The sequence below is a fragment of the Collinsella sp. An268 genome, assembly GCF_002159765.1.
Taxonomy (GTDB): Bacteria; Actinomycetota; Coriobacteriia; order Coriobacteriales; family Coriobacteriaceae; genus Coprousia.
This window is the reverse complement of record NZ_NFJH01000003.1, coordinates 125,165-149,233: the sequence shown is the minus strand read 5'-3', so window position 1 is coordinate 149,233 and position 24,069 is coordinate 125,165. Positions and strand designations below refer to the sequence as shown.

16 protein-coding genes and 2 tRNA genes are annotated in these 24,069 nt (G+C 66.7%); 13 read left to right on the top strand and 5 right to left on the bottom strand.

Going from position 1 to position 24,069, the window contains the following annotated elements:
• Nucleotides 1-40 precede the first annotated feature (40 nt).
• Together B5F70_RS03680 and B5F70_RS03675 are read right to left on the bottom strand one after the other, a co-directional pair.
• Entirely contained in the window at nt 41-787 is a 747-nt protein-coding gene (locus tag B5F70_RS03680) for a class B sortase (protein ID WP_087204210.1), read from the bottom strand.
• On the bottom strand, nt 787-4,890 hold the full coding sequence (locus B5F70_RS03675; RefSeq protein WP_087204209.1) for a SpaA isopeptide-forming pilin-related protein: 4,104 nt from the start codon (nt 4,888-4,890) through the stop codon (nt 787-789). The genes B5F70_RS03680 and B5F70_RS03675 overlap by 1 nt, the downstream gene beginning before the upstream one ends.
• A gap of 281 nt (nt 4,891-5,171) precedes the next feature.
• On the opposite strand from B5F70_RS03675, the gene B5F70_RS03670 reads away from it, so the two are divergent.
• Together B5F70_RS03670 and B5F70_RS03665 are read left to right on the top strand one after the other, a co-directional pair.
• Nucleotides 5,172-5,248 (top strand) — tRNA-Ile (locus tag B5F70_RS03670).
• A gap of 60 nt (nt 5,249-5,308) precedes the next feature.
• Nucleotides 5,309-5,384: transfer RNA gene (locus B5F70_RS03665), tRNA-Ala, on the top strand.
• 355 nt (nt 5,385-5,739) lie between these two features.
• Here the strand turns inward: B5F70_RS03665 and B5F70_RS03660 are convergent.
• Nucleotides 5,740-6,846: an IS110 family transposase gene (locus B5F70_RS03660; RefSeq protein ID WP_087204208.1), complete on the bottom strand. Its 1,107-nt coding sequence runs from the start codon at nt 6,844-6,846 to the stop codon at nt 5,740-5,742.
• 448 nt (nt 6,847-7,294) lie between these two features.
• Here B5F70_RS03660 and B5F70_RS03655 point away from each other — a divergent pair, with 448 nt between their 5' ends.
• The 4 genes from B5F70_RS03655 to B5F70_RS03640 all read left to right on the top strand — a co-directional run bounded on the left by B5F70_RS03655 (nt 7,295) and on the right by B5F70_RS03640 (nt 11,638).
• Nucleotides 7,295-7,885 (top strand): J domain-containing protein, encoded by a 591-nt coding sequence (locus B5F70_RS03655; protein ID WP_087204207.1) that lies wholly within the window; start codon nt 7,295-7,297, stop codon nt 7,883-7,885.
• 144 nt (nt 7,886-8,029) lie between these two features.
• The gene (locus B5F70_RS03650; protein ID WP_204557790.1) at nt 8,030-8,479 is read left to right on the top strand and encodes a hypothetical protein; all 450 of its coding nucleotides are present in this window, start codon (nt 8,030-8,032) and stop codon (nt 8,477-8,479) included.
• 460 nt (nt 8,480-8,939) lie between these two features.
• The gene (gene typA, locus B5F70_RS03645; protein ID WP_087204205.1) at nt 8,940-10,778 is read left to right on the top strand and encodes a translational GTPase TypA; all 1,839 of its coding nucleotides are present in this window, start codon (nt 8,940-8,942) and stop codon (nt 10,776-10,778) included.
• 23 nt (nt 10,779-10,801) lie between these two features.
• Complete coding sequence (locus B5F70_RS03640) at nt 10,802-11,638, top strand: MBL fold metallo-hydrolase (protein ID WP_087204204.1); 837 nt, start codon at nt 10,802-10,804, stop codon at nt 11,636-11,638.
• A 33-nt stretch (nt 11,639-11,671) separates the two neighbouring features.
• On the opposite strand, the gene B5F70_RS03635 is transcribed toward B5F70_RS03640, so the two are convergent.
• Nucleotides 11,672-12,643 (bottom strand): magnesium transporter CorA family protein, encoded by a 972-nt coding sequence (locus B5F70_RS03635; protein WP_087204203.1) that lies wholly within the window; start codon nt 12,641-12,643, stop codon nt 11,672-11,674.
• A 234-nt stretch (nt 12,644-12,877) separates the two neighbouring features.
• Between B5F70_RS03635 and B5F70_RS03630 the strand changes: the two genes are divergently transcribed.
• The 6 genes from B5F70_RS03630 to B5F70_RS03605 all read left to right on the top strand — a co-directional run bounded on the left by B5F70_RS03630 (nt 12,878) and on the right by B5F70_RS03605 (nt 19,153).
• Entirely contained in the window at nt 12,878-13,258 is a 381-nt protein-coding gene (locus B5F70_RS03630; protein ID WP_087204202.1) for a helix-turn-helix domain-containing protein, read from the top strand.
• A gap of 190 nt (nt 13,259-13,448) precedes the next feature.
• A complete protein-coding gene (locus B5F70_RS03625; protein WP_087204201.1) occupies nt 13,449-14,633 on the top strand; it encodes an FprA family A-type flavoprotein in 1,185 nt (394 codons plus the stop codon).
• Between the two features lie 126 nt (nt 14,634-14,759).
• Nucleotides 14,760-15,959 (top strand): pyridoxal phosphate-dependent aminotransferase, encoded by a 1,200-nt coding sequence (locus B5F70_RS03620; RefSeq protein WP_087204200.1) that lies wholly within the window; start codon nt 14,760-14,762, stop codon nt 15,957-15,959.
• Between the two features lie 141 nt (nt 15,960-16,100).
• Complete coding sequence (locus B5F70_RS03615) at nt 16,101-16,895, top strand: PHP domain-containing protein (protein WP_087204199.1); 795 nt, start codon at nt 16,101-16,103, stop codon at nt 16,893-16,895.
• Nucleotides 16,896-16,983: 88 nt separating this feature from the next.
• Entirely contained in the window at nt 16,984-17,586 is a 603-nt protein-coding gene (locus tag B5F70_RS03610; protein WP_087204198.1) for an FmdE family protein, read from the top strand.
• A 235-nt stretch (nt 17,587-17,821) separates the two neighbouring features.
• A complete protein-coding gene (locus B5F70_RS03605) occupies nt 17,822-19,153 on the top strand; it encodes a hypothetical protein (protein WP_087204197.1) in 1,332 nt (443 codons plus the stop codon).
• A gap of 2 nt (nt 19,154-19,155) precedes the next feature.
• On the opposite strand, the gene rlmD is transcribed toward B5F70_RS03605, so the two are convergent.
• Nucleotides 19,156-20,601, bottom strand: coding sequence for a 23S rRNA (uracil(1939)-C(5))-methyltransferase RlmD (gene rlmD, locus B5F70_RS03600; protein WP_343283719.1), 1,446 nt, complete (start codon nt 20,599-20,601; stop codon nt 19,156-19,158).
• Nucleotides 20,602-21,393: 792 nt separating this feature from the next.
• Between rlmD and B5F70_RS03595 the strand changes: the two genes are divergently transcribed.
• Nucleotides 21,394-24,051 carry an ABC transporter ATP-binding protein/permease gene (locus B5F70_RS03595; RefSeq protein WP_087204196.1) on the top strand — a complete coding sequence of 886 codons (2,658 nt, stop codon included), beginning with the start codon at nt 21,394-21,396 and terminating at the stop codon, nt 24,049-24,051.
• Nucleotides 24,052-24,069: the final 18 nt, after the last annotated feature.

Sequence of the window (24,069 nt, the reverse complement as noted above, 5' to 3'; positions counted from 1 at the left end):
CGGTGTTCTGCGGCGTGGTCCACGGGGTTAAGAGGAGCGCTCACGCATCGGTGGCCGTGAAGATGACGAGCGTCCGTTCGTCGGTCCCCGTTTGCGCGCCGGCGCAAGTTGCAAGGGTGAGGACCCTGCCGGCACGCATCGCCTGCTCGCGCCAGCCCTCCGCTCGTACAGACGCCTCGCCGGCAAGGGCGAGCGCGAAGGGCCCTGCCTCGTCCTCGGAGAGGGAGAACTGCTGGATGGGAGCGAAGTCGGCGGGCACGCGCCGCGCACAGAGTGGCTCGTATGCAACGGAGGCCCCCGTGCGGTCTGTCCATCGCGCAGAACCTATCCCGTTGAACACGGCGGTGGTGTACGCGCGCCTCAGGGGCTCGAACATGAGGGAGTCGAAGCCCGTGCTATGGCCATAGACCAGCCGATGCGCGGCCTGCGGCTCGCAGCGCGTGTCCAGATACGGGCATCCCCAAGGCGAGGGCGAGCCCCACGCGTCGTGATCGAGGTAGAAATGAGCGGCCTCGCCCTCATCGGGCATCATAACGGGATACGAGATAGGCGTCCCCTCCACCTCGAGCCAAGCGATTGCGCGCGGGAGGTCATCTTGCCAGGAGCGGGCGGGCCCCGCAGAAGCGGGGCCGCTACCGACGCGCGGGGCGAGGTCGCGGTAAGCATCCGCGGCGAGCCCGGCCTGCGCGCTCAGCGAACCGAGCGCGCAGACGCAGACCACGCAGGCGGCCCCAGCGGCAAGACGAAGGCCCGTGGTGAGACGCTGCCGGCCGGAACCGCTGCGCATCAGTGGCGCCTTCTGTGCGGGGTGGTGCGGCCCGCACGCGGATGCGGTTTCGGCCCGCCGACCGTCCGGTGCTGCGCCCATGTCCAGAGGGCACCGGCGCCCAGCGCCGTTACGAGCAGGGCCGGTACCGGCGAAGAAAGGCCCGTCTGGGGCAGCAGCGAAAGTGCGCCTCGCGGTTGCTGGACCACCCGATCGCTGTCATGGTCTTCCAGCTCCTCAAAGTCGGCGGTGTTGCCGCCATTGCGATACAGGTCTACCTGAGCGCTGTTCTCTAGAACGCTTCCCTCCCGGTAGGCGTCCGTCGCGCGCATGCGCAAGACGAGGGGAGCTTCGTTTTCGCTTTCTTCCCACACTGCAAGGTCGTCGTGCTCATCATCGATGAGCTCGCGGTCCCACCCGTCACTGCGCGAGGTGAAGCCCTCCTCAACGCGTCCGAACTCGATGCGCACCGCGGTAACGCGCTCTCCCTCTGCCAGACCGAGGTCGGCGACGGCGAGGTCGCGCGCCTCGTTGGTGGGGACATCCCCTGCCCACATACGCCATCCGGTGTAATCGAGCGCGCGAGCGTCATCACCGAGGAGCGCCGCCGTCGTCTCGTCGTCAAGCCAGGGGTTCACGTGTCCGTCCGAGCGCGTCGCATTGGCGCTGGAGGGGTCGATATAGTCCACCGGGGTCTGATCGGTCTGATACCAGACGTTGCAGAGGCCGTCGTAGTCCTCAAACGCGATGGGCGTGGTGATCGCCGTCAGCTCTGCAAGACCCTCTGTCACCGCATCGAGATGGTCGGTGACGGTAAGCTCGTCTACCCACGTGCTGCTGGTGGAGCGGAAGTCGACGGCGTACGCATACGCCCCCGCAACGTCCTCCTGCGCCGGCGCGCGGTTGGTCCCGCCCTCGTCCACGAGCGCGTCCGGTTCGGTGCCCTCATGCACGGGCCGGGCTATCTGCTGGCGCTTGTCTATCTCGCCGGAAACGCTGATGGGCTCGTCGTACATCACGACGCGCTGGACGCTGCCGGTCGGCTCTACGGTAAACGTGACGGAGGTCGCCTGGTCGTAGTGGTGGGGCGTGAGCTCCTCAACCAACGTGTAGGTGCCGGGCTCCAAACGCGTCAGGCGGTGCTCCTCCTCCGTGGAGACCCATGATTCGACAAGCTCGTCGTTCGCGTCGTAGACGGCGAGGTGCGCACCGGGGACCTCGCTCTCGTCCGTCACGTCGCGTTTGGAGATGTCGACCTTGGTGTAATCGTCGGTCGCACTCATAGCGAGCAGGGGCAGTCCCTCTACCAGGCCGTCGCTGTCGACGGTAAAGAAGCGGATGGTGTCATCGACAAGATAGCCCTTCGGCGCATCTTTCTCGCGCAGGCGATAGGCGCCCTCCGTCAGATGAGTGATGCTGAGGTGGCCGTTCGCATCGGTGGTGAACTCGCGCGTGGTGCCCTCGGCGGGACCGGTCACGACGGGTGCGGCCCCTTCATCCTCCGTCGGCGCTAAGACATCGTCTTCTGCGCGCCACAGCTCAAAGACGGCGCCGGGAACGGGTGTTTCGTCACCGAGGGCGCACTTGTCGAGCGTCACCTCGGTGGGGGCGTTCTCCACGGTGATGCCGGCCTCCACCACGGAGGTGTACGGGTCGAGGTAGGACAGCGTGAATTCATGGGGTGTCGGGTCGAGCACATGGCCCGCGGGCGCGACGGTCTCCACCAGGGCATAGCGGGCCTCGCCGCATCCGAGCGGCAGCTCGCCGGTGTACGCCTCGCCGCTTTCATCAACAACGACATGGTCGACGACCTCGTTCGCGAGGACATATACGGTGCCGTCGGGCCCTATCACATCGTCGAGTGCGACGACGTCAAACTCCGCCCCCGCCATGCCCTGGCAGATGCAGGTGTCGCCGGCGCCCTCCGTCTCGCGCGCGGCTCCGTCGAGCGTCTGGGGTGCGGGCGCGGGCTTATCGGGGGCCGCGGCGCATGTCTTTTGGAGGTGGGCGCGGCCGTAGGCCTGCTCGTCTCCGAACGTGATTACCGTGAGCTCGGGAGTCGACGCGTCAGGCGAGATGGTGAACGTGAGGTCCTCGTCGGCAAGCAGATACGGCGGCACCGTCTCGATCTCGCGCACGTAGTACGTACCCGGTTCAAGGGCGGCGGGCAGCGTGACCGAGCCCGTCTCGTCGGTGGTGAACCGATCGACCGTGGTGTGGTTGGGATACCAGATCTCCTGGGAGATAGGATTGCGGTCGGTGTCCAGCAGCTGGAATGTAAAGCCTGCCGCCGGCACGGTGCGCCCGGTCTCGGTATCCGCCTTGACGATCTGCAGGCGACTGGTGACGCGCTCGTTGTCGATGGTGTACTTGAGGGTGGTGCCATCGACCATCTCCTCGGGCGCGATGTGCCAGTCGGGTGCGGGGCGATGCCCCTCGGGTACGGTCTCGGGCGCCTCGCGCACCGTGTATCCGCCCCGGTCAAAGGGGAGGGCGCCGGAGATTCCCTCGACGCGCTCGCCCGCGCCAAGCCATGCGCCCGCGGTGGACGCCCGCCCGTCGGCATCGGTGGTGATCGAGCCGACGACCTCGCCCGTCGTGCCCGAGATGATGTCGAAGCGCACCCCCTCGGCAGGCTGCTGCAGGCCCGAGTCATCCGAGCCCGTATCGCGGTATTTGACAAGGTCGAGGTCGAAGGCGATGGGCAGCTCGACAAAGTCGTCGGCCGGGGTGAGCTCGATCACGCCCGTCTCGGGCAGCTCGCGCGGGTCGACGGTGTAGGTGCGCGGCGTGGGGTCGAGACGGTATCCAACGGGCGCCTCCTCCTCAGTCACGCGCACCTCGCCCAAGGGCAGGTTGTCAAACGTAAGCTCGCCGTCAGCGTCGGTGACGACGGTATGCGCGACGCCTCCCGCGTCGACGAGCCGATAGGTTGCGCCCTCGAGCGACGCGCCCACTTGCGCCTCCCCACCGGTGGCGGCATCCTTCTTCTGGATACGCAGCGTGAGGGTGCCCGGCGCGTCCGGTAACTCGACCGAGGTCGTCTCACCGGTGTTGAATGGGATGCGCTCGGGGTTTACCACATAGCCCTGAGGCGCCGTCACCTCTTGTGCGTAGTAGGCGCACGAGGGCTCCAGGGCGAGCGTCGCGGTGCCCGCGGCATCGGTGGTGATCGTCGAGACCAAGGCATCGTCTGCGGCGCGGCGAATCTCGTATGTGGCGCCTTCGAGCTGATAGGCGTCGAGCGTGACGTCGATGTCGTCGCGCGAGCTCACCTTCTGAAACGTCACCTCAACGGAATGCTGCACCTTAAAGACCTGGTAGAAGGCGGCGGGTCCTTTGGGCGTGATGCGCGAGATCATGTTGCCGTTGCTCGAGGACCCGGCGATCACGCCGTCTCCGTGCAGCGCCGAGTGCCACGCGAGGTCCTCATGGGGGTTCGAGCCCCAGAAGAACATGATATGGCAGTCGTTATCGCCCCCAAAGGTGGTGGGGTGAATGTAGATGATGTCGCCCTTCTCCAGGATGCCCGAGGCGAGCATCTCCTCCTTTGTGTTGTACTGGCCGGCCAAAAGGCCGCAATCGTTGGCAAATCCGTACCACTGGCTGGCATTGGACTCGTTGCCCTTGTGGTACCCGATGGACGAGACGTGCGCCGCCACGGGCGAGGTGTCGCCGCCCGCTTCGCGCACGACCGCCGTCACAAAGCCGGCGCAGTTCATGTACGCGCCCACGCCCGGCTTGGGGTTGCCGTTGGGCCACCAGGCGTCGCTGGTAGTGATGTCTCCGTAGATGCCCGGTCCCTGGTTGCCATAGGGCGTGCCGAGGTAGTAGCCGTCATTCAGATGGCTCTCGAGCACCGATTGGATCGACCGGGTGCAGCCGAGGGCCTGGTCGATGGTCTGCCCGGGCGCGGCGTAGGCGGCAAGGGCGGCCTGCAGCGTGGCGACAAGGCTCAGGGCGAGGGCCGTTATGCCCGCAAGGCGAAAGAGCCGCACGCTGCGGCGCCGGGTGCCGTGCGGGGACGTACCGACACTGCGGGGATGTTTGGGCGACAGTCCGGCATCTTGGTCGCGCGGCCCGCGCGGCGCTCGCCGATAGGGGTGGAACAGATGAGGTCTCATGGGCGCTCCTTCCCTCCGTGAATAGGGCGGAAGAGCATACGCCCGGGTGTCTAACCAAACGGTAGGAGGAATCCACGTGCGTCCAAGGTGCGGCAAACCGATATCCAGCGGCATCTGACCGTGCAGCTCAGCGCGGTGGCAAGCGGCGCTTCTGCGGTGCCGCCGCCCGGTGCCCGACCGCGCGTCTCCACGAAGACTCTACGAGTGAAAAAAAGTTGGCGCTGCCCCAAATTTGTTGTTGACGTACCTTACCCGGACGGGCTAGTATATCCAAGTGCGTTGGACCTGTAGCTCAGTTGGTTAGAGCGTCCGGCTGATAACCGGGAGGTCACAAGTTCGAATCTTGTCAGGTCCACCATTCCTTTCGCAATAAACACCCCAGCGAGAGCCGAGTCGCCGCTGGGGTGTTTATTACTACGGGGGTTTAGCTCAGCTGGGAGAGCGCGGGCTTTGCAAGCCTGAGGTCAGGGGTTCGATCCCCCTAACCTCCACCACGAATTCTAGGGTCTCACGTACGTGGGGCCCTTTTTTAATATGAGCTGAACATTGTCAAGAGGCAAAACCGGCCCGACCGCCCGCGGAGCTACCGCGACCGGTCGGGCCTACCTATCTTCACCCGGGCTGGCTGCCGCCTGAGGGCGTGTCTGTTCGACGCACGTCCGGCATTCTAATATCCGCGCGTGGCCTCTCCGGCTGCGCATTTCGTTGCTACGGCTGGGGGCCTCGGCCGAAGTCTGCTGGCGGGCGTGGCGGTCTCCCGCTGCCCATAAAAAAGGACTCGAGTGGCCTCCCAACGGCCTCGAACGGCGGCGGTTCCCGGGGTCGGACCCCGTTGTCCGGGCGGCGCCGCTACGCGGACGCCATCCCCGCTATCGCCCAGACCCAGCACGCCATCTCGCGCGCCGTGGCGCAGTTGGCGACGACGGGGCGCTTGCCGGCCGCCTCCATCGCCTCCCTGCGGTCCTGGAGCCTGCGGTTGCACTTGGCCGCGTGGCGCCTGACCGCGGGCGCGGCCTCCTGGCCGGGCGCGAGGGGCTTGGGCTCGCGCGACGACATCGGCACGTGCCAGGCCGCCTCGACGAGCGCGGAGCGCACGTGGGCGTTGCCCGCGCGCGTGATCCCTCCCCTCGAGGACGTCTCGCCGCTCGAGTGCTCCGAGGGCACGAGGCCGCACCACGAGGCGAACTCGGGCGCCGTTCGGAACCTCGAGAAGTCGCCCGCCTCGCAGGCGAGCAGGAAGGCGGTGGCGACGTCGATGCCCTTCACGAGCCTGAGCGCGTCGACGACCGGCTTCCACCCCGGGCGCCCGGCCGCCTCGGCGACCCTCCTCGCCAGCGCGTCGCGCGCCTCCTGGCAGCGCCTCACGCAGTCGCGGTAGTGCTCGTAGGCCGCGGCGTCGTCGGGCTCGTCGAACTCGATCGCGTCGGCCCACCTCCAGTAGGCGCGCGTCCAGTTCCCCTTGCGCGCGCCCGTCGGCGTGGCCTCGTCGAATACGTGCCCGTGGCGCAGCAGGAACTTGGACATCCGCTGCTTGGCGCGCTGGAGGTCGTCGCGCGCGTCGGCGAGGGCGCGCGAGAGGTCGCGGGCGGCCTCGGTGCGCCCGTCGGGGACCCACACCTCGACGACGTTGCGGGTGGCGAGCAGGCGCGCCAGGAACTCGGCGTCGCGCCGGTCGTTCTTCCTGCCCCGGTCGGCGGCGGGCCGCTGCATCTTGGAGACGGCGCCCACGACGCACTCCAGGCCGAGCGCGCTGAGCGCGCGGCAGAGGTGGAAGCCGGTGACGCCCGACTCGTAGACCGCCCTGGGCGAATCGAAGCCGAGCGCCCACTCGGCGACCGCCGCGGGGTCGTAGCCGAACGAGGCGCGCTCGCACTCGCCGGTCATGGGGTTCAGGGCGAAGGCCTTGATGCTGCGGGCGTGGACGTCGAGGCCGATGGCTGTGACATAATTGGACATGGTGCCCTCCTCCGTCGCATGTGGCGCGCGGCCACGGTTGGTGGTACGACCATTGTCGCCCGACCCACGGATCCGCGACAGGGGGAGGGCCCAATGTTCAGCTCATATCGTCTGCGTTTAGGGCCCTCGTCTCACCGGAGCCCGATGCTCGACTCTCCCGTCAAAGGTTATCTGGGCTTACCGACCCTTGCTCTCGGGCGCCGGTTTTCCCTCTGGCGCCCGATGGCTAGGGCGAGCAAGCCGGTGCTCGGCAGGCGCACTTTTCCGAGCGCGTCTGGCGGTACACCGCATAGGGACGTGGAAGCGGACGCTCTCTGCTGCGTGAATGCGGTGCTGGGCGTCCGTTTCTCTATAGGGATCGGCCTCTCGCGCGTCGTTGCCGGCTTGGTCGTCCGCTTTGCTACTATGGGAGGGCGCATCCGAGATACGACAAGGGAGGGAGTGCACCGTGACGCAAGATGAGGCGCTCAGCGTGCTCGGGCTCAAGCCGGGCACCACGCGCGACGAGATTCAGATTGCCTACCGCGAGCTTGCGCAGATGCTGCACCCCGACCGTTTTCCCGACAACGCCAAGCTCCGCGCCCGTGCTGAGGCGCAGATGCGCGCCGTCAACGAGGCGCGGGACGTCCTTCTCAAGGGCGCGGGCCGCGGCCGGTCCGCATCGCGAGCGCGGGGCGGTACCGGAACAGGTGCCTCGCGCCCCCGTACGACGGCGGACATCGCCTTCGAGGCTGAGGCGCGCGCGCATGCGGCGGAGACGGCCCGGCTCACCGTGGTCGGTCAGGCGCGCACCCTGCGCGAGCGGCGCCGGGGCATGGGCTCGCTCGCGGCGGTGGCGGGCGGCGTGATGCTCGTCACGTCGCGCATGCGCGGGACCGTCGGCACCCTCGTCTTTTCGGTCGCGTCCATGCTCGTGGTGTGGGGGATCGTCGACGTCGTCATGCTCACCAACCAGATCAACGTGCTGGAGCGTCGCGCCCGCAACCTCTTGCGTCAGCGTGATGCCGCGGCAGATATCGCGCGCCGCGCCCGCGCGTAGGGGGCATCGCGGTCTGCTGCCCTGCGTGCGGAGCTCGCCCGTCTTTCCCGTGGCGCCGGTGTCAGCCGTGCTAGAATGGCCCTGCTACTAGGCGGCGCCGCGCACCGGCGTCCCGCTCGCTGACGCCCGAGGAGGATGCGCAACATGGCTCATCAGCAGCACAATTCTGGCGCCGTGTCGCCCGCGCTTGACGAGATGGTCTGCGATCTTATCGGCTATATGCTCGACGAGCTGGCCGAGGGGCGCGACCCGGGCACGGCCGCCTGTGCCGAGGACGCGGGCTCGGGGCGCATCGAGGCCGTGTTCACCGATGACGGCGAGGAGGCCTGCCTGGAGGCGGCGCAGGCGTTCATCGTGCAGAACGCGCGCGGCAACGCGGGGGAGCACCTGGCAGCCATCGATCGCTACGCCATCGCCTGTACCGGCGCGGTCGAGCTCGACGGCGCCTACCACGATGCGGTGCTCGTGAGCTTCTACGAGCGGGCGCTACCGGTGGGATATTCGGCGTACGTGCTCTACGAGAACCCCGGTGCGGGCGATGCCTTCGGATGGGCCGACCCCGAGCCGGCGGGCGAGGAGCCCCCGCTCATCTAGGAAAACAAACATGCGCCCGGCATCCGTGCCGTCGGCTTCCCAGAGCTTTCCAGCAACATTCCATCTGGCTTTCCATGATGGAAAACTGCTGGAAAGACGATGGAAAGCTGGCGGAAGCACTGGAGCGGCGTTGTGCTGAGGAGGCCGCGCCGAATCCGGAGGTCCTGGGCTTGTATGTGCGCGTGTGGAGTGCATTTGCGCTTACAGAACGAAAACAACCGCTGACCGGCACATCGTTTACTATTAGAACCGTTTGCGCTAAAGGGTTCGATGCGGTCGACCTGCCATTCTTTTCAGGCACTGAAGGGTCCGATGCGCAAATGATAGGGTACCGTTTGCGACCCGGATGGCCCGGCCCGCGTCCCTCCGCTGCGCCCGATTTCTGAGGCACGAAGCTGAGGGCGCAGCGGAGGGACGCGGGCCGGGCAGCTTGAGGATAGAACGAGGCAAGGAGCACTACATGCGCGTCGAGAATCTGAGAAACATCGCCATCATCGCCCACGTCGACCACGGCAAGACCACGCTCGTCGACAAGCTCCTGCGTGCCACGGACGCGTTCCGTGCCAACCAGCAGGTTGAGGACCGCGTGCTCGACTCCAACGATCAGGAGCGCGAGCGCGGTATCACCATTCTCGCCAAGAACTGCTCTATCGAGTACAAGGGGGTCAAGATCAACGTCATCGACACCCCCGGCCACGCCGACTTTGGCGGCGAGGTCGAGCGCGTGCTCAAGATGGCGGACGGGGCGCTGCTGCTCGTCGATGCGTTTGAGGGTCCCATGCCCCAAACGCGCTTCGTGCTCTCCCACGCCATCGCCTGCGGCCTCAAGATCATGATTGTGATCAACAAGATCGACCGCCCCGGTGCGGAGCCCGAGCGCGCCTACAACGATTGCCTCGACCTTATGGCCGACCTGGGCGCTTCCGACGAGCAGCTCGAGTTTGCCATGGAGCACGTGGTGTACGCCTCCGCGGTGAACGGCTATGCCCGCCTCGATCCGCTGGCCGACGGCGACAACATGTACCCCCTGCTCGACATGATCGTCCACGAGATGCCCGCGCCCGAGGTGGACGAGGCCGCGCCACTCGCCATGCAGTGCGTGACCATCGACCACTCGAGCTATGTGGGCCGCATCGGCATCGGTCGCGTGTACTCGGGCACCATTCACGACGGCGACCAGATCCTCGTCGTCAAGAATGACGGCTCGAGCGCCACGGCGACGGTCAAGCAGCTCTATACCTTCGACTACCTCGGCCGCACCGAGTGCGAGGAGGTCCATGCCGGCGACATCGCCGCGGTGGTGGGTATCGACCACACCGACATCGGCGACGTCTACACCGACCCCGAGCACCCCGTGCATCTCGACCCCATCGAGATCGACCCGCCGACCCTCTCGGTCGTGTTCGAGGCGTCTACCTCGCCGCTCGTCGGCCGCGACGGCGACATCGTGGGCGCGCGCCAGCTGAAGGAGCGCCTTGCCCAGGAGGCCGAGAACAACGTGACCATGCGCATCGAGGAGCTCGAGGACAAGAGCGGCGTCGAGGTCTCGGGACGCGGCATCCTCCATCTGTCCGTGCTGATGGAGACCATGCGCCGCGAGGGCTTCGAGTTCCAGGTGGGCCGTCCGCGCGTCCTCATCAAGACCGATGAGCACGGCAACAAGCTCGAGCCCATCGAGCAGGCCGTCGTCGAGTGCCCCGACGAGTACGCGGGCAAGGTCATCGAGGTCTTTGGCAACGCCGGCGGCACCATGACGAGCATGCATGCGGGCTCCACGGTGACCCACATCGAGTTCCGCATCCCCACCCGCGGCATCATGGGCCTGAAGAACCGCATCCTGAACGTGAGCCACGGCGAGGGCGTCTTCTACCATACGTTCTTGGAGTACGGCCCGTATGCGGGCGACCTCGGCGGGCGCAACAACGGCGCCATGATCTCGATGACGACGGAGAAGGCCGTCGCCTACGCCCTCGGCACGCTGCAGGAGCGCGGCCAGCTCTTTGTCGAGCCGGGCACCGAGTGCTACGAGGGCATGCTCGTGGGCGAGCGCAACAAGCCGGGTGACATGGTGGTCAACATCGCGCGCACCAAGAACCTCGGCAACCAGCGCAGCTCGACCGCCGATATCGCCGTGCAGCTCACGCCGCCGCGCACCTTTACCCTCGAGGAGGCGCTCGAGTACATCACCGACGATGAGCTCGTGGAGATCACGCCCAAGAACATCCGCCTGCGCAAGCGCATCCTGAACGCGACCGACCGCAAGAAGGCGGCCGTGCGCGCCGGTCAGGTGAACAAGTAAAATCCCGGTTGGGAGGGCAGCGCATGAGGATCACGGTGCTCGTGGAGAATGCCACGCCCTCCAGCCGCCTCGCGGCGCGCCATGGTCTCGCACTCTGGATCGAGGCCGCGGGGCGCCGCGTGCTATTTGACGTGGGGCCTGACGGGAGCGCGCTCGCCAACGCGGCGGCGCTGGGGATCGACGTCGGGACGGCGGACGCGGCCGTGCTCTCCCACGGACATGCCGACCATGGCGGCGGCCTCGGCGCGTATCTGGCGGCGACGCGCGCGGCATCGACTCCCCTGTACGTGCGCCCGCATGCCTTTGACGAGCATCTCTCGGGTACGGTCGCGGCGCATCATGACATCAGCCTCGACGCGGGTCTCGCTGCGAGCCCGCGCATCGTGACAACGGGCGCCCGACACCGGATCGCCCCCGGCCTGACGCTGTTTGCGATCCCGTCGCGCGCCTATCCGGCCCCCGCCTCAAACAACCGGCTCTTTATGCGGGGCGCCGCAACCGGCTCCCTCGTTCTCGATGACTTTGCGCACGAGCAGAGCCTGCTGGTGCAGGAGGACGGGCGCCGGGTGCTCATCTCGGCGTGCTCGCATGCCGGCATCTTGAACATCATGACGGAGGCGGAGCGCATCGCCGCCGCACCGCTCGACGCCGTGGTGGCGGGCTTCCATCTGATGGCGCCCTCGGCGGGGACCTCGGCAGACGCTCAGACGGTGGCGGCACTCGCCCGCGAGCTCGCACGGCGCCCCGCGTGCTACTACACGTTTCACTGCACGGGGCTCGACGCCTTTGCGCACCTGCGCGACGAGCTCGGGCCGCGGGTGCGCTACCTGGCGTGCGGCAGTTCGCTCACGTTGCCGTAGGGTTTTGCGGCGCGTGCGCCCTCGCGTCGGTGCCTAGTGCCAGAGTCCCTTACGCTTAAAGATGTAGGCGCACACAAGGCAGAGGACAACGGCGAGCACCAGCGGGAACACCCAGGTGTTGAACAGGGGCGACGCAGCAAAGGGCAAATCGACGTTCATGCCCCAAAAGCCAAAGATCATGTTGGGGATGGCCATCACGATGGTGAGGACCGTCAGCACCTTCATCACGATGTTGAGGTTGTTGGAGATGACGCTCGCGTAGGCGTCCATGGTGCCGGAGAGAATGTTGGAATAGATGTTGCACATCTCCTGCGCCTGATGGACCTCGATCATAACGTCGTCCATCAGATCCTGGTCGTCCTCATACAGGGTGATGAGGTGGCCGTGCATGATCTTGTTGAGCGTGACTTCGGCGGATTTGAGCGACGTCGAGAAGTACACGAGCGACTTCTCGAGCGAGAGCATCTGCAGGAGCTCCTCGTTGCGCATGGAGCCGTACAGGCGCTGCTCGGTTTTGGTGGAGAGCGCGTCGATGCGGCGCAGTGCGATGAGGTAGCTCTGCGATACGCGCAGGAGCATCTGCAGCAAAAAGCGGGTGCGTAGGCGGGTGTTGAGGCCGCGGACGCGGCCTGCGGCCATGTCGGTCACGATGGGGTTGTCCTGCAGGCTGAGCGTGACGACGAGGTTTTTCGCCGGAAGGGAGAAAAACGAGATGGGCATCGTGGTGTACTGCAGCATCGCCGGGTCCTGCATATCCTCGGCGTCTTCGGCGCAGGGGTAGTCGACGATGATGAGGGCCTGGTTGACGTCGTCGTCGTAGTCGATGTGCGAGGTCTCCTCCTCGTCGAGGGCGGAACGGACGAACTCCGGCAGCACGCCGATTTCTCGCTCGAGCCATGCGCTCTCCTCGGGTGTGGGGGAGACCACGTTGATCCAAGCGCCGGCCTCTGGCGTGTCGACGGTGACGAGCGCACCGTTGATGTCGGTCATGTAGCAGGTGATCATACGTACCTCCTCGCGGACGAGCGCCCGGACGGGCGGCGGGTGTTGGCGTGCGCGCGCCGGGACCCCCGGCGGCGCCGTTGACGATACCGCATGCGTGCACGGCGAACGTCATCTTCTCGTAAACTGCAAACACCCCTTACTGAATCTTTACTACAAGGGGGTACGATGCCAGAAGCATGCAATAAACGCGGGCGACCCGGAATGACTCTCGCGTTTCGATACGGGAGTGATGGCATGGCAGAGGGCAAGCGGACAACCTACAACCAGGCGGTGCGCCTGCGCGCCGTCGAGGCGCTCGAAGAGGGGATCAGCCAGCGGGCGCTCGCGGCACAGCTGGGCATACCGGCGGCGACGGCGCGACAGTGGGCGCGCGCCTTTGCGGCCGGCGGGCGCGATGCCGTGCTCAACGGTGGCTCGACGCACCGGTCCTACGACCTCGACACCAAGATCGCCTGTGCGCGCGACCGCGTGGAAAAGGGCAGGTCCGTGCGCGAGGTGATGATCGCCTACGGCGTGACGAGCGAGTCCTCCGTCAAGATGTGGTGCCGCAAGTACCGCGCCGACGGCGCCGAGGGACTCGTCAGCAAGCCGCGCGGCCGCAAGCCGCAGGCGTGAGCAAAAAGCGGTGGGGAGGCGTCCGGGGCGCTCGGTAAATGACTCTATGACGATAGCAATTTACGCATAATCTCTGTTGCCCGAGCCATGGCAAACGCCCCCTCTGAGCGCGTGCTATGATGGAGCGCGAACCGCAAAACATGGCTGTCATCGGCGGCGCCGCCGCCTGCGGCGGCAGAAAGGACGCGTTATGCTCAACGCAATCGAGATTTCCCCCAAGATCTGGTGGGTCGGCGGCATCGACTGGAACGAGCGCTCGTTCCACGGTTACACCACCGAGCAGGGCATCACCTACAACGCCTACCTCATCATGGACGAGACCGTCACGCTCATCGACACGGCGAAGGCGACGTTTACCGACGAGTTTGTCCAGCGCATCAGCCAGGTTGTCGACCCGGCCAAGATCGAGCTCGTGGTGACGAACCACGTCGAGATGGACCACTCCGGCAGCCTGCCCAAGATCCACGAGCTCGCGCCCAACGCGCGCATCGTCGCCTCGGCCCCGGCCGGCGTGAACGAGATTCGCGCCCACTACGGCATCGAGGTCGAGGGCGTCAAGACCGGCGACTCCATCTCTATCGGCGCGCGCACGCTCCACTTCGTGCAGACGCCGATGGTCCACTGGCCGGACAACATGGTCACCTGGTGTCCGGAGGACGGCATCCTCTTCTCCAACGACGCGTTTGGCCAGCACTACGCCACCACCAAGCGCTTCGATGACGAGTGCGACCTCTGCGAGGTTATGAAGCAGGCTAAGAAGTACTATGCCAACATCGTGTGGCCCTACGGCGCCCAGGTGCAGAAGGCCATGGCGGCGCTCGGCGGGCTCGACATCAAGATGATCGCCCCGTCGCACGGTGTGATCTGGCGCAGCCACATCGCCGAGATCCTCGAGAAGTACCAGGCGTGGAGCACCTATCAGACCGAGGAGAAGGCCGTGGTGGTCTTCGACTCCATGTGGCATTCCACCGAGGCCATGGCGCGCGAGATCACCGACGCCTTCATTCGCGAGGGTGTGCCCGCCAAGCTCATCGACGTCAAGCACACGCACATCTCCGATATCATGCTCGAGCTGTGCGACGCACGCTACGTGGCCTGCGGCTCGCCCACGCTCAATTCCAACATGATGCCCACCATGGCGAGCTTCCTCACCTATATGCGCGGCCTCTCGCCCAACAACAGCCAGCGCACGGGCATCGCCTTTGGCAGCTACGGCTGGGCGCCGCTCGGCCCCAAGCAGGTCTTTACCGAGATGGAGAACATGAAGTTCCAGATGGCGAGCCCCGTGATCGCCCAGCAGTGGATCCCCTCCGAGGAGAACCTCGCGGCGCTGCAGGAAACGGTGGTCAAGGCTATCGAGGACGCGCGCGCCTAACGCGCCCGCGCGCATCACGTTACGAAACGGGGTAGCCCAGGCTGCCCCGTTTTGCGTTTTCTACAATAGAGGGCGAGCTTTGAGGACCGGTGCGCCCCGCGCCGCCATGCGAAAGGAAGGCCAGCCATGATCAACGAGCAGATGTATGCCTTTGGGGCGGAGAGTTCCAAGATCCGCGAGATCTTTTCGTACGCGTGCGCACGCAAGGAGGAGATCGGCGCCGAGAACGTCTTCGACTTCAGCTTGGGCAACCCGAGCATCCCCGCACCGGCGGCCGTGCAAGAGAGCATAGCCCGCTCGCTTGCCGAGGTGCCCGCCGCCGAGCTCCACGGTTACACGCCCGCGCCCGGCCTGCCGGCGGCCCGTGCCGCCGTGGCCTCGTCGCTTAACCGCCGCTTTGGGACGACCTATACCGCCTCGGACGTCTTTATGACCGTAGGCGCGGCAGCCTCGGTCTCCATCGCGCTGCACGCGGCGGTGTGCCCGGGCGAGGAGGTCATCGTCATCGCCCCGTACTTCCCCGAATACCGGGTGTGGATAGAGACGGCGGGCGCTGTCTGCGTCGAGGTCCCGGCGGATCCGGAGACCTTCCAGGTGGTGCCCGGTGCGGTTGCGGCGGCCATCACGCCCCGCACGGCCGCCGTCATCATCAACGCGCCCAACAATCCCACCGGGGCCATCTACCCGCGCGAGACGCTTTCCGAGCTCGCCGAGGTTCTGGAGGAGGTCAACGCGGCGCGCGAGCAGGAGCTCGGCCACCCGCAGCCCGTCGTGCTCATCTCCGACGAGCCGTATCGCGAGATCACCTACGGCGCCGAGGTGCCCTGGGTGCCGGCGCTCTACGAGCACACGGTGGTGTGCTACTCCTACAGCAAGTCGCTGTCGCTTCCGGGCGAGCGCGTGGGCTGGGTTCTCGTGCCGCAGGTGAGCGAGGGCGCCCGCCGCATGATGGCCGCCGTGGCGGGCGCGGCGCGGGCGCTCGGGTTCGTGTGCGCGCCGGCGCTCTTCCAGCGCGTCGTGATCGACTGCGTGGACACGCCCACCGATGTGGCGGCCTATGCGCGCAACCGCGAGCTGCTCACCGATGCGCTGCGCGCGTACGGCTACACCTTTGTGGAGCCCGATGGCGCCTTCTACCTGTGGGTGCGTGCGCTCGAGCCCGATGCGGAGGCCTTCTGCGAGCGCGCCCGCGGTTTTGAGCTGCTGCCGGTGCCGAGCGACAGCTTCGGCGTGCCCGGCTGGGTGCGCGTGGGCTACTGCGTCGCGCCCGAGACCATCGAGCGGTCGCTTCCGGCCTGGCAGGCCCTGGCAGAGAGCTACCGCTAGAGCACGGCGGCGCGCCCGCCCCGGGCCCGCGGCGGCAGCGCGGGCATGCGCCCTCGCGCGAGCGGCCTTCGCGCACCGCGTTCGTGAGACAATAGGCCCATGCCGTCCGGCTGTTCTCATCCGTTAGGGAGGTGGGCGCCCGTGCCCTATACCATCGCCGCCGATATCCACACCCATACGCTGGCGTCGCGCCACGCGTACTCGACCATTGCCGAGAACGTTGCCGCCGCCCGCGCCGCCGGGCTCGAGCTTCTGGGCTCGGCCGATCACTTCAGCGTGATGCTCTACCCCGAGCAGCACATCCGCAACTTCCAGTTCTTCTTGAACCAGGGCATCTGGCCGCGCGTGTGGGATGGCGTCATGCTGCTGCGCGGCGCCGAGGTCGATATCGTTTCGCTCGAGGGTGGCCTCTTTGCCGAGGATATCGCCTGTCCCGAGAGCATCGTCGGCCACGCGTACCGGGCGGACAAGAGCCTGTTCGAGCGGGTTGTGGGCGACCTCGATTACCTCATCGCGAGCGTGCACAACGGCTCCTTCGCCGACGGCGCGACCGTCGCCCAGACCACGCGCATGTACACCGCTGTGCTCGAGCGTCCCGACGTGCTGGTGCTCGGTCACGCGGGGCGCTCCGGCGTGCCGTTTGACGTCGACGAGGTTCTCAACTGCGCCCGCGCGCACCATAAGCTCATCGAGATCAACAACCACAGCCTCGAGAGCCGCCGGCATCACGGGGCGTGCCGCGCCATCGCCGAGCGCGCCGCCGAGCTGGGCGTGGGCATCGTGGTGTCGAGCGATGCGCACATCGCGCCCGCCATCGGGCAGTTCCCTCACGCCGAGCGCCTGCTCGAGGAGATCCACTTCCCCGAGGAGCTCATCATGAACCGCAACCGCGAGGCGCTCGTGGGCGCGCTCGCCGCAGCCGGCTTCGAGCTCTAGCTTCGGCCCGCCCCCGCCCCCGCTCCATCCCGTCATCCATCGGTGCAGCCCCGGCACCTGCGCCCGGCTGCCGTAAGAAAGGACCCCCATGCTCAAGCGCACGTTTGAAGAGGACCTCGAGCGCGCCGTCGCCTTCCACGGGCACCTGTGCGGAGGCCAGGTCATCGGCACGCGCATGGCGCGCCTTGCGCTCACCTATTTTGGTATCGACGATGCGGACACCTACCGCGACCTCGTGGCTTTTGTGGAGTGCGATCGGTGCCTTGCCGATGCCGTCACCGTGGTGGCCAACTGCCACATTGGCCGCCGCCGCCTCAAATGGTATGACTACGGCATCATGTCCGCGAGCTTCTACGATATGGCCACGGGGCGCGCTATCCGCATCTCGCAGCGCACGGACGCCCCGCATTGCGGTCACGGGACGGACCCGGTGGCGTTTTTTGCCGAGGTTCCGGACGCGATGCTCTTTCACGTGCACGAGGTTGAGCTGCCCGACCTCGCCCCGGAGGACTTGCCGAGCGGCTCGCGCAAGACGCTCGTGTGCGACGGGTGCGGCGAGCGCGTGCACGACGGGCGCGCCATCGAGCGCGATGGCCGCGTGTACTGCCGGCGGTGTGCGGGAGAGCACGTGTACTACGTCGAGGGACGCGAGCTCGCGCCGGAGGAGTACGCGGCGGGCCCCTCGGCATAAGGCGCCGCGCACCGCGGGGCGGCACGGGTAGTGAACCGTTCGCCGTGCAAAAACGACCGCTCGCCTGTCTTACCAAACGGTAAGCCGCGCGCTCACAGGGGCTTCATGCGGACTTGGTAAGCTCTCGGGGCAAAGCGTCCCGCATCCGCGCGGCCCGGCGTGCCTCTCGCGCCGTCAGTCTGCCCGCGCCGCCGGCGTATCCCCGTGTAAGCATCCGAGCCCCCAGGGAGGTCCCGTGCGCCATCGCCCCCAGCATGCCGCCCCAGCGGCGCACCCCGTGCGCCGGACCCTCGCGCGCATCGCGGCGGCCGTGGGGTTTGTGCTGGTGGTGTTTGCGCTCATCGGCGCGCTGACGCTCTACGCCCGGCATTGCCTGCGCCAGCGCGGGCTCGGTGCGGTGGATGCCCCCGTGCTTGCGGCGACGCCCGCATGGGGCGACGAGTTCGCGCGCACCGGCCGCTTTGAGGCGCATATCGCGTTCACCGACTTCGCCGTTCCGGACGATGGCGAGACCACCATGGCCGTTACGTGGGATGATGCTTGGTTCGACGCCGATCGCACCGTCTACAACCCCGAGCTTGCGGCCGCGGGCGCCGTTATCGCCACGCTCGCCTACGCGGAGTCGGGCTACTACCAGGCGGGCAACACGTGCCTGCCCTACATGGAGCTCGGCCTCTCCGCCCTCGGTTTCACCGACGTGTCGACCGCGTCGTACCGCTATCGCAGCGAGGTTATCGACGAGGCGCTGAGCCTGGTCACGCAGGAAGCCGACGGCGCGGCCTACGGCATTGCCGAGAAGCGCATGGTGGGCGCGGATGGCACGCTGCGTGACCTCATGGTGGTGAGTGTGCGCGGCAGCTACGGGTCGGAGTGGCTGAGCAACTTGGCCGTCGATAGCGACGACGACCACCCCGGATACCGCGAGGCGGCGGCCGAGGTGGCCCGGGCGCTTGCACCCCGCGTGAAGCGTGCGCACCAGGAGGGCCGTTCGGTCGAGCTGCTGCTGGTCGGGCACAGCCGGGGCGGCGCCATCGCCAATCTGGTGGCAGCCGGCGCGCTCGACGAGCTGGCCGGCCTCGAGGGCACGCGAGCGCTCATCGGACTCGCCGCCGGCGACGGCGTCCGCGCGTACACGTACGCCTCACCGGCGACGACGGTCTCCGCCGACGCCGCGGACGCGCGGTATGCGAGCATCTTCAACATCGCCAACCCCGCGGACATCATGACGCACCTGCCGCTTGAGGCCTGGGGGTATGTGCGCTACGGCGTCGATGTGGCGCTCCCGAGCGTGACCTCGGCCGATTTTGCGACGCGCCACGCCGCCATGGAGGAGGCCTTTGCCGAGGTCATGGGCGCGCCCTCGCCCTATAACCCAGAAGACGAGCTCCTGATTGCCGACCTTACCGCCGATATCTCCGGAGCGGTGCGGTCGCTCGACGACCTCATGACGCCGGCGGGCGTTGCCACCGTGGTCTCGACCGTCGCCATGCGCGTGAATCCGTGGGAGATCCTCTACGCGCACTACCCGAGCGTCTACATCGCGTGGCTCGAGAGCCTGGCGGCCTGAGCCTAGGCGCGCTCCAGGACGGCGACCGTCTCGATGTGGTCGGTATGCGGGAACATGTCGACGGGCGTGAGGCGGATGAGCCGGTAGCCCGCACGTCCCAGCTCGGCAAGATCACGCACCTGCGTTGCGGGGTTGCAGCTTACGTACACGATGCGGCGCGGGCCGATGGCGGCCGCCGCCGCGAGAAACTCCGGCGTCGAGCCGGCGCGCGGCGGGTCGAGCACGATGACGTCTGCCGCGAGCCCCTCGCCTGCGGCGCGCCTGAGGTAGCTCGTCGCATCTTCTGCCACAAACGAGCAGCGGTCGGAAAGCCCGTTCAGCTCCGCGTTGCGCGCGGCGTCGGCGATGCCGGAGGGATTGCGCTCGACACCAATGAGCGAGATGTTTCTGCCCGCTTGTCGCGCGGCGTGGGCGGCGGTGATGCCGATGGTGCCGCTGCCGCAGTACGCATCGACGAGCGTGTCGCCGGCGCGCAGGTCCATGCCGTCGAGGGCGAGGCGGTAGAGCACCTCGGTCTGCTGGGGGTTTGTCTGGTAAAACGCCGTGGGCGAGATCTCGAACGTGCAGCCCAAAAGTTCGTCGCGCATGCACGGCGCGCCCCAGACGATGTGCGTCTCGCTACCCAGGATGGCGTTGCCCACGCGGCCGTTGATGTTCTGCGCGATCGAGACGAGGCGCGGCTCTACCTGCGTGAGCGCGCGGGCGAGCTCGCTCAGGGTGGGCACGTCGCGCTGCGCGGTCACCAGCGTGAGCATGGCCTCGTTGCGTCTCCAACCGCAGCGGAGGACGGCGTAGCGGAGGGTGCCCTGGCGACGGTCCTCGTCATAGGCGGGAATACCGAGCTCCGCGGCGAGGCGGGCGATTTCGTTCAGGAGATGCCGCGCGCCGGGCGCCTCGACAGCGCATGCCGGCACGGCGACGATGTCGTGCGTGCCGCGCGCGTAGAAGCCCGCGCGCACCGCGCCGTCGGGACCCGGAGCGAAGGGCGTCGCCGCCTTGTAGCGAAACGCGCGGGGCGCGGGCAGCTTACCGTCTGCCGCGGTTACGGTGCCGTTGCGGAGCGGGTCGTAGCCGGATGCGCGCATCGCGGCGTCGATGTCCGTGCGCATTCCGAGGATAGGCAGGGGCGCGGCGTCCCATCCCTGTGCGACCAGGAGCGGTGCCGTCAGCTCATCGACGGTCTCCTGCTTGCGGGCGAGCTGCTTTTTGTACGGCATGCCGAGCCACAGGCAGCCGCCGCACTCGTGCATAAGGGGGCAGGGGCCTGCGGCGTCTTTGCGGGCGCGGTGCGAGGAGGGCGCCGCCTGCGTCTTGGGCTTATCTGCTGCGCCGGTACCTTTGCGCGCGGTACGCGCGCGCTTGCGGCCCGAGGGCGTATGGGTGCTGTTGGCGCGCGGGTCGGTCTGGTGGTTGGCGGCGGCGAGCCGTTTACGGCGTGACGATGGCATGGCATCCCTTATCTCGTGTAGTTCGCCTCGATTGTCTCACGTTCTCGTGCGGCGGGTGCGCTGCCCTGCAAATCAGCGCAAAGCGCGCCCCGTGCGCCGTTCAGGCCGCTCTCTCGGGAGCGTTTTCGCTCGGGAGCCTCTGCTTTTGGCGGGTGAGGGAGGGGGGTTATTCATTCTAGTGCACGGTTTAGAGCGCCCCCTCATAGTAGAGAAGTGTGCCGTGTTTGGAAAAAGCGCTGGTCAGAAGGCCGCGCGATTCCGCGGCTACTCGCAGGACCCATCGTAAACTAGTCACTAGAATAAATAACCCCCCTGATTGAGGGTCCTGTCAGCCAAGCGTCGTCGTCGTTGCGCGAAAATGTCACCCCTCCGCCCAGCGGCGCCGTCCCGGCCGTGTTTGTGCGGTCGCGTCCCTCGGGGGTGCAAGGGGGACAAACCTGCCAGATTGTATGCCCAGGGAATAAGGGGAGAGAAATGGCGGATTGTATGTATCTCAGGGGAAAGAACGGGCGGATTGTATTTTTCTATACAAATCGCCGGTTCTTTGCATGCCGCAGAGCTGGGGTTATGCCGGCTAAAATGCGCGATATGCAATCTGCCTATACAATCTGCGAGTTTTCTCCCCGCGTCCTGCACGCCGTGCGGCTTCGGTGTCTCGCATCGCGCGTTACGGGTACCATGACCACCATGTATCGCAACCCGGTGTCGCGTGGGCGCGGCACGCGGCGGCCGCCCCGCCGCCCCGCCCACGCCATTCCGGCAACCCGTGCGCAACGATAGAAAGGCACTTCCGTGCTTGAGCTCAAAGGCATCACCAAAGACTATCCTTCAGGCGACACCGTCGTCCACGCCCTCAAGGGCATCTCGGTCACGTTTCGCGACCAGGAGTTTGTCAGCATCCTCGGTCAGTCCGGCTGCGGCAAGACAACGCTTCTGAACATCATCGGCGGTCTTGACCAGTACACGCGCGGCGACCTCGTCATCAACGGCCGCTCGACCAAGAGCTATCACGACCAGGACTGGGATACGTACCGCAACCATTCGGTGGGCTTCGTCTTTCAGAGCTACAACCTCATCCCGCATCAGACGGTCATCGCCAACGTCGAGATGGCGCTCGTGCTCTCGGGTACGCCGGCGGCGGAGCGGCGGCGCCGTGCGGAGGAGGCGCTCAAGCGCGTGGGCCTCGGCGACCACCTTAAAAAGAAGCCCAACCAACTGTCGGGCGGACAGATGCAGCGCGTGGCCATCGCTCGCGCGCTGGTGAACGATCCCGAGATCATTTTGGCTGACGAGCCCACGGGCGCGCTGGACACCGAGACCTCCGTCGAGGTGATGGAGATCCTAAAGGAGCTCAGCCGCGACCGCCTGGTCATCATGGTCACGCACAACCCCGAGCTTGCCGAGCGCTACTCCGACCGCATCGTGCGCATCTCCGACGGCCTTATCACGAGCGACTCCGCGCCGGTCGATGCAACGCGTGAGCGCCTCACGCCCGAGCAGGTGCAGGCGCACGCCGTGGAGGACGCGAAGAAGGGCAAGCGCTCGATGAGCTTCCGCTCGGCGCTCAGTCTTTCTTTTACCAACCTCATGACGAAGAAGGGGCGTACGTTTCTGACGGCGTTCGCCGGATCCATCGGCATCATCGGCATCGCGCTCATCCTGTCGCTCTCGGACGGCGCGCAGAACTATATCGCCGAGACCGAGGAGTCGACCATGGGGAGCTATCCGCTCACCATCCAGTCGACGAGCGTGAATATGGCGAGCATGATGGGCTCGATGATGGGGTCGGCAGCTGAGACGGCGGCCCAGACGGTCGAGGAAGGGACCGTCTCGTCGAGGGACCTCGTGACCAACATGGTCACCAGTGTGGCCGATGGCGCCAACGAGAACGACATGCCCGCGATCAAGGAATGGCTCGAGAGCAATCCCGGCGACATCGAGGACATCACCACCGCGATCGAGTACACCTACGATGTGCCGATCAACATCTACTCGTCCGACACCGCCGACGGCCCCGTTCAGGTAAATCCGGCGACGGTGATGGACGCGCTCGGCATCTCGATGGGCCAGACCCAGACCGAGATGCTCTCGAGCATGGGCTCGTCCTACGATGTCTTTACCGAGCTTCTGCCCAACCGCGACACGTGGGAGCGCGACTACACCGTGGTCGCGGGCCGCATGCCCGAGAGTTGGGACGAGGTGGTGCTCTACATCGACGAGAACGGGCGCATCTCCGACTACACCCTCTACGCGCTCGGGCTTCTCGACCAGAGTGACCTGCGCGGCATGATGGCGGATGTGATCGCGGGGCGCGAGGTCGAGCAGGTCGAGGGAACCTCCTACACCTACGACGAGCTCATGGGGCTTACCTTCAAGCTTGTGCCCGAGGCGTACACCTACGCCGAGCAGGCGGACGGCACCTGGAGCGACATGTCGGAGGACGACGCGTTTATGACCGACGTCATCAACGCTGCGGAGACCCTGCGCGTGGTGGGCATCGTGCAGCCTGCCGAGGGCAACGACGAGACCAACTGGGGAAGCGTTCTGTACACGCCCGAGCTGGTGGATCACGTGATTGAGGCGGGCGACGCGAGCCCGGCGGTGACCGCGCAGGAGGCGGATCCGACGACGGATATCTTCACGGGGCTGCCGTTTGAGGAGAGCTCGACGGGCCTCACGATGGAGGGTATCGAGATGCTGATCGGCCAGCTGCCCGCCGAGCAGGGCTCGCAGCTCCAGAGCTATGTCGACGAACTGCGTGCTGAGGGCCTGTCGGACGACGAGATAGCCGAGGCGTTCTCAGAGCAGATGGCGAGCCAGACGGACAATGCGACCTACGAGGGAAATCTCGAGCTGCTGGGCAAAGGCGACCTCGACAATCCGTCGACCATCAGCATCTATCCCGTAGACTTTGAGGCGAAGGAGCAGGTCGACCAGCTCATTGACGAGTACAACGATCAGATTCGGGCCGACGGCGAGGGAACCGAGATCCAGTACACCGATATCGTGGGCATGCTCATGTCGAGCGTGACCGATATCGTGAACGCCATCACCTACATCCTGATCGCCTTTGTGGCCATCTCGCTCGTGGTGAGCTCCATCATGATCGGCATCATCACCTACATCTCGGTGCTCGAGCGCACGAAGGAGATCGGCATCCTGCGTGCCATCGGTGCGAGCAAGCGCGACGTTTCGCGCATCTTTACCGCCGAGACGTTCATCATCGGGTTGGTCTCGGGCTTGCTCGGCGTGGGCGTCACGGTGCTCTTGGACATTCCGGTCAACGCCATCATCTACGCGGTCGCCGGGGTGGAGAACCTTGCGGCGGTGCCTGTGGGGGCGGGCGTGGCGCTCGTGGTCATCTCGGTGGTGCTGTCGCTCGCGGCGGGCTTGGCGCCGAGCCGCATGGCGGCGAAGAAGGACCCGGTTACGGCGCTGCGCACGGAGTAGGCTGCGGAGCACCGGGAG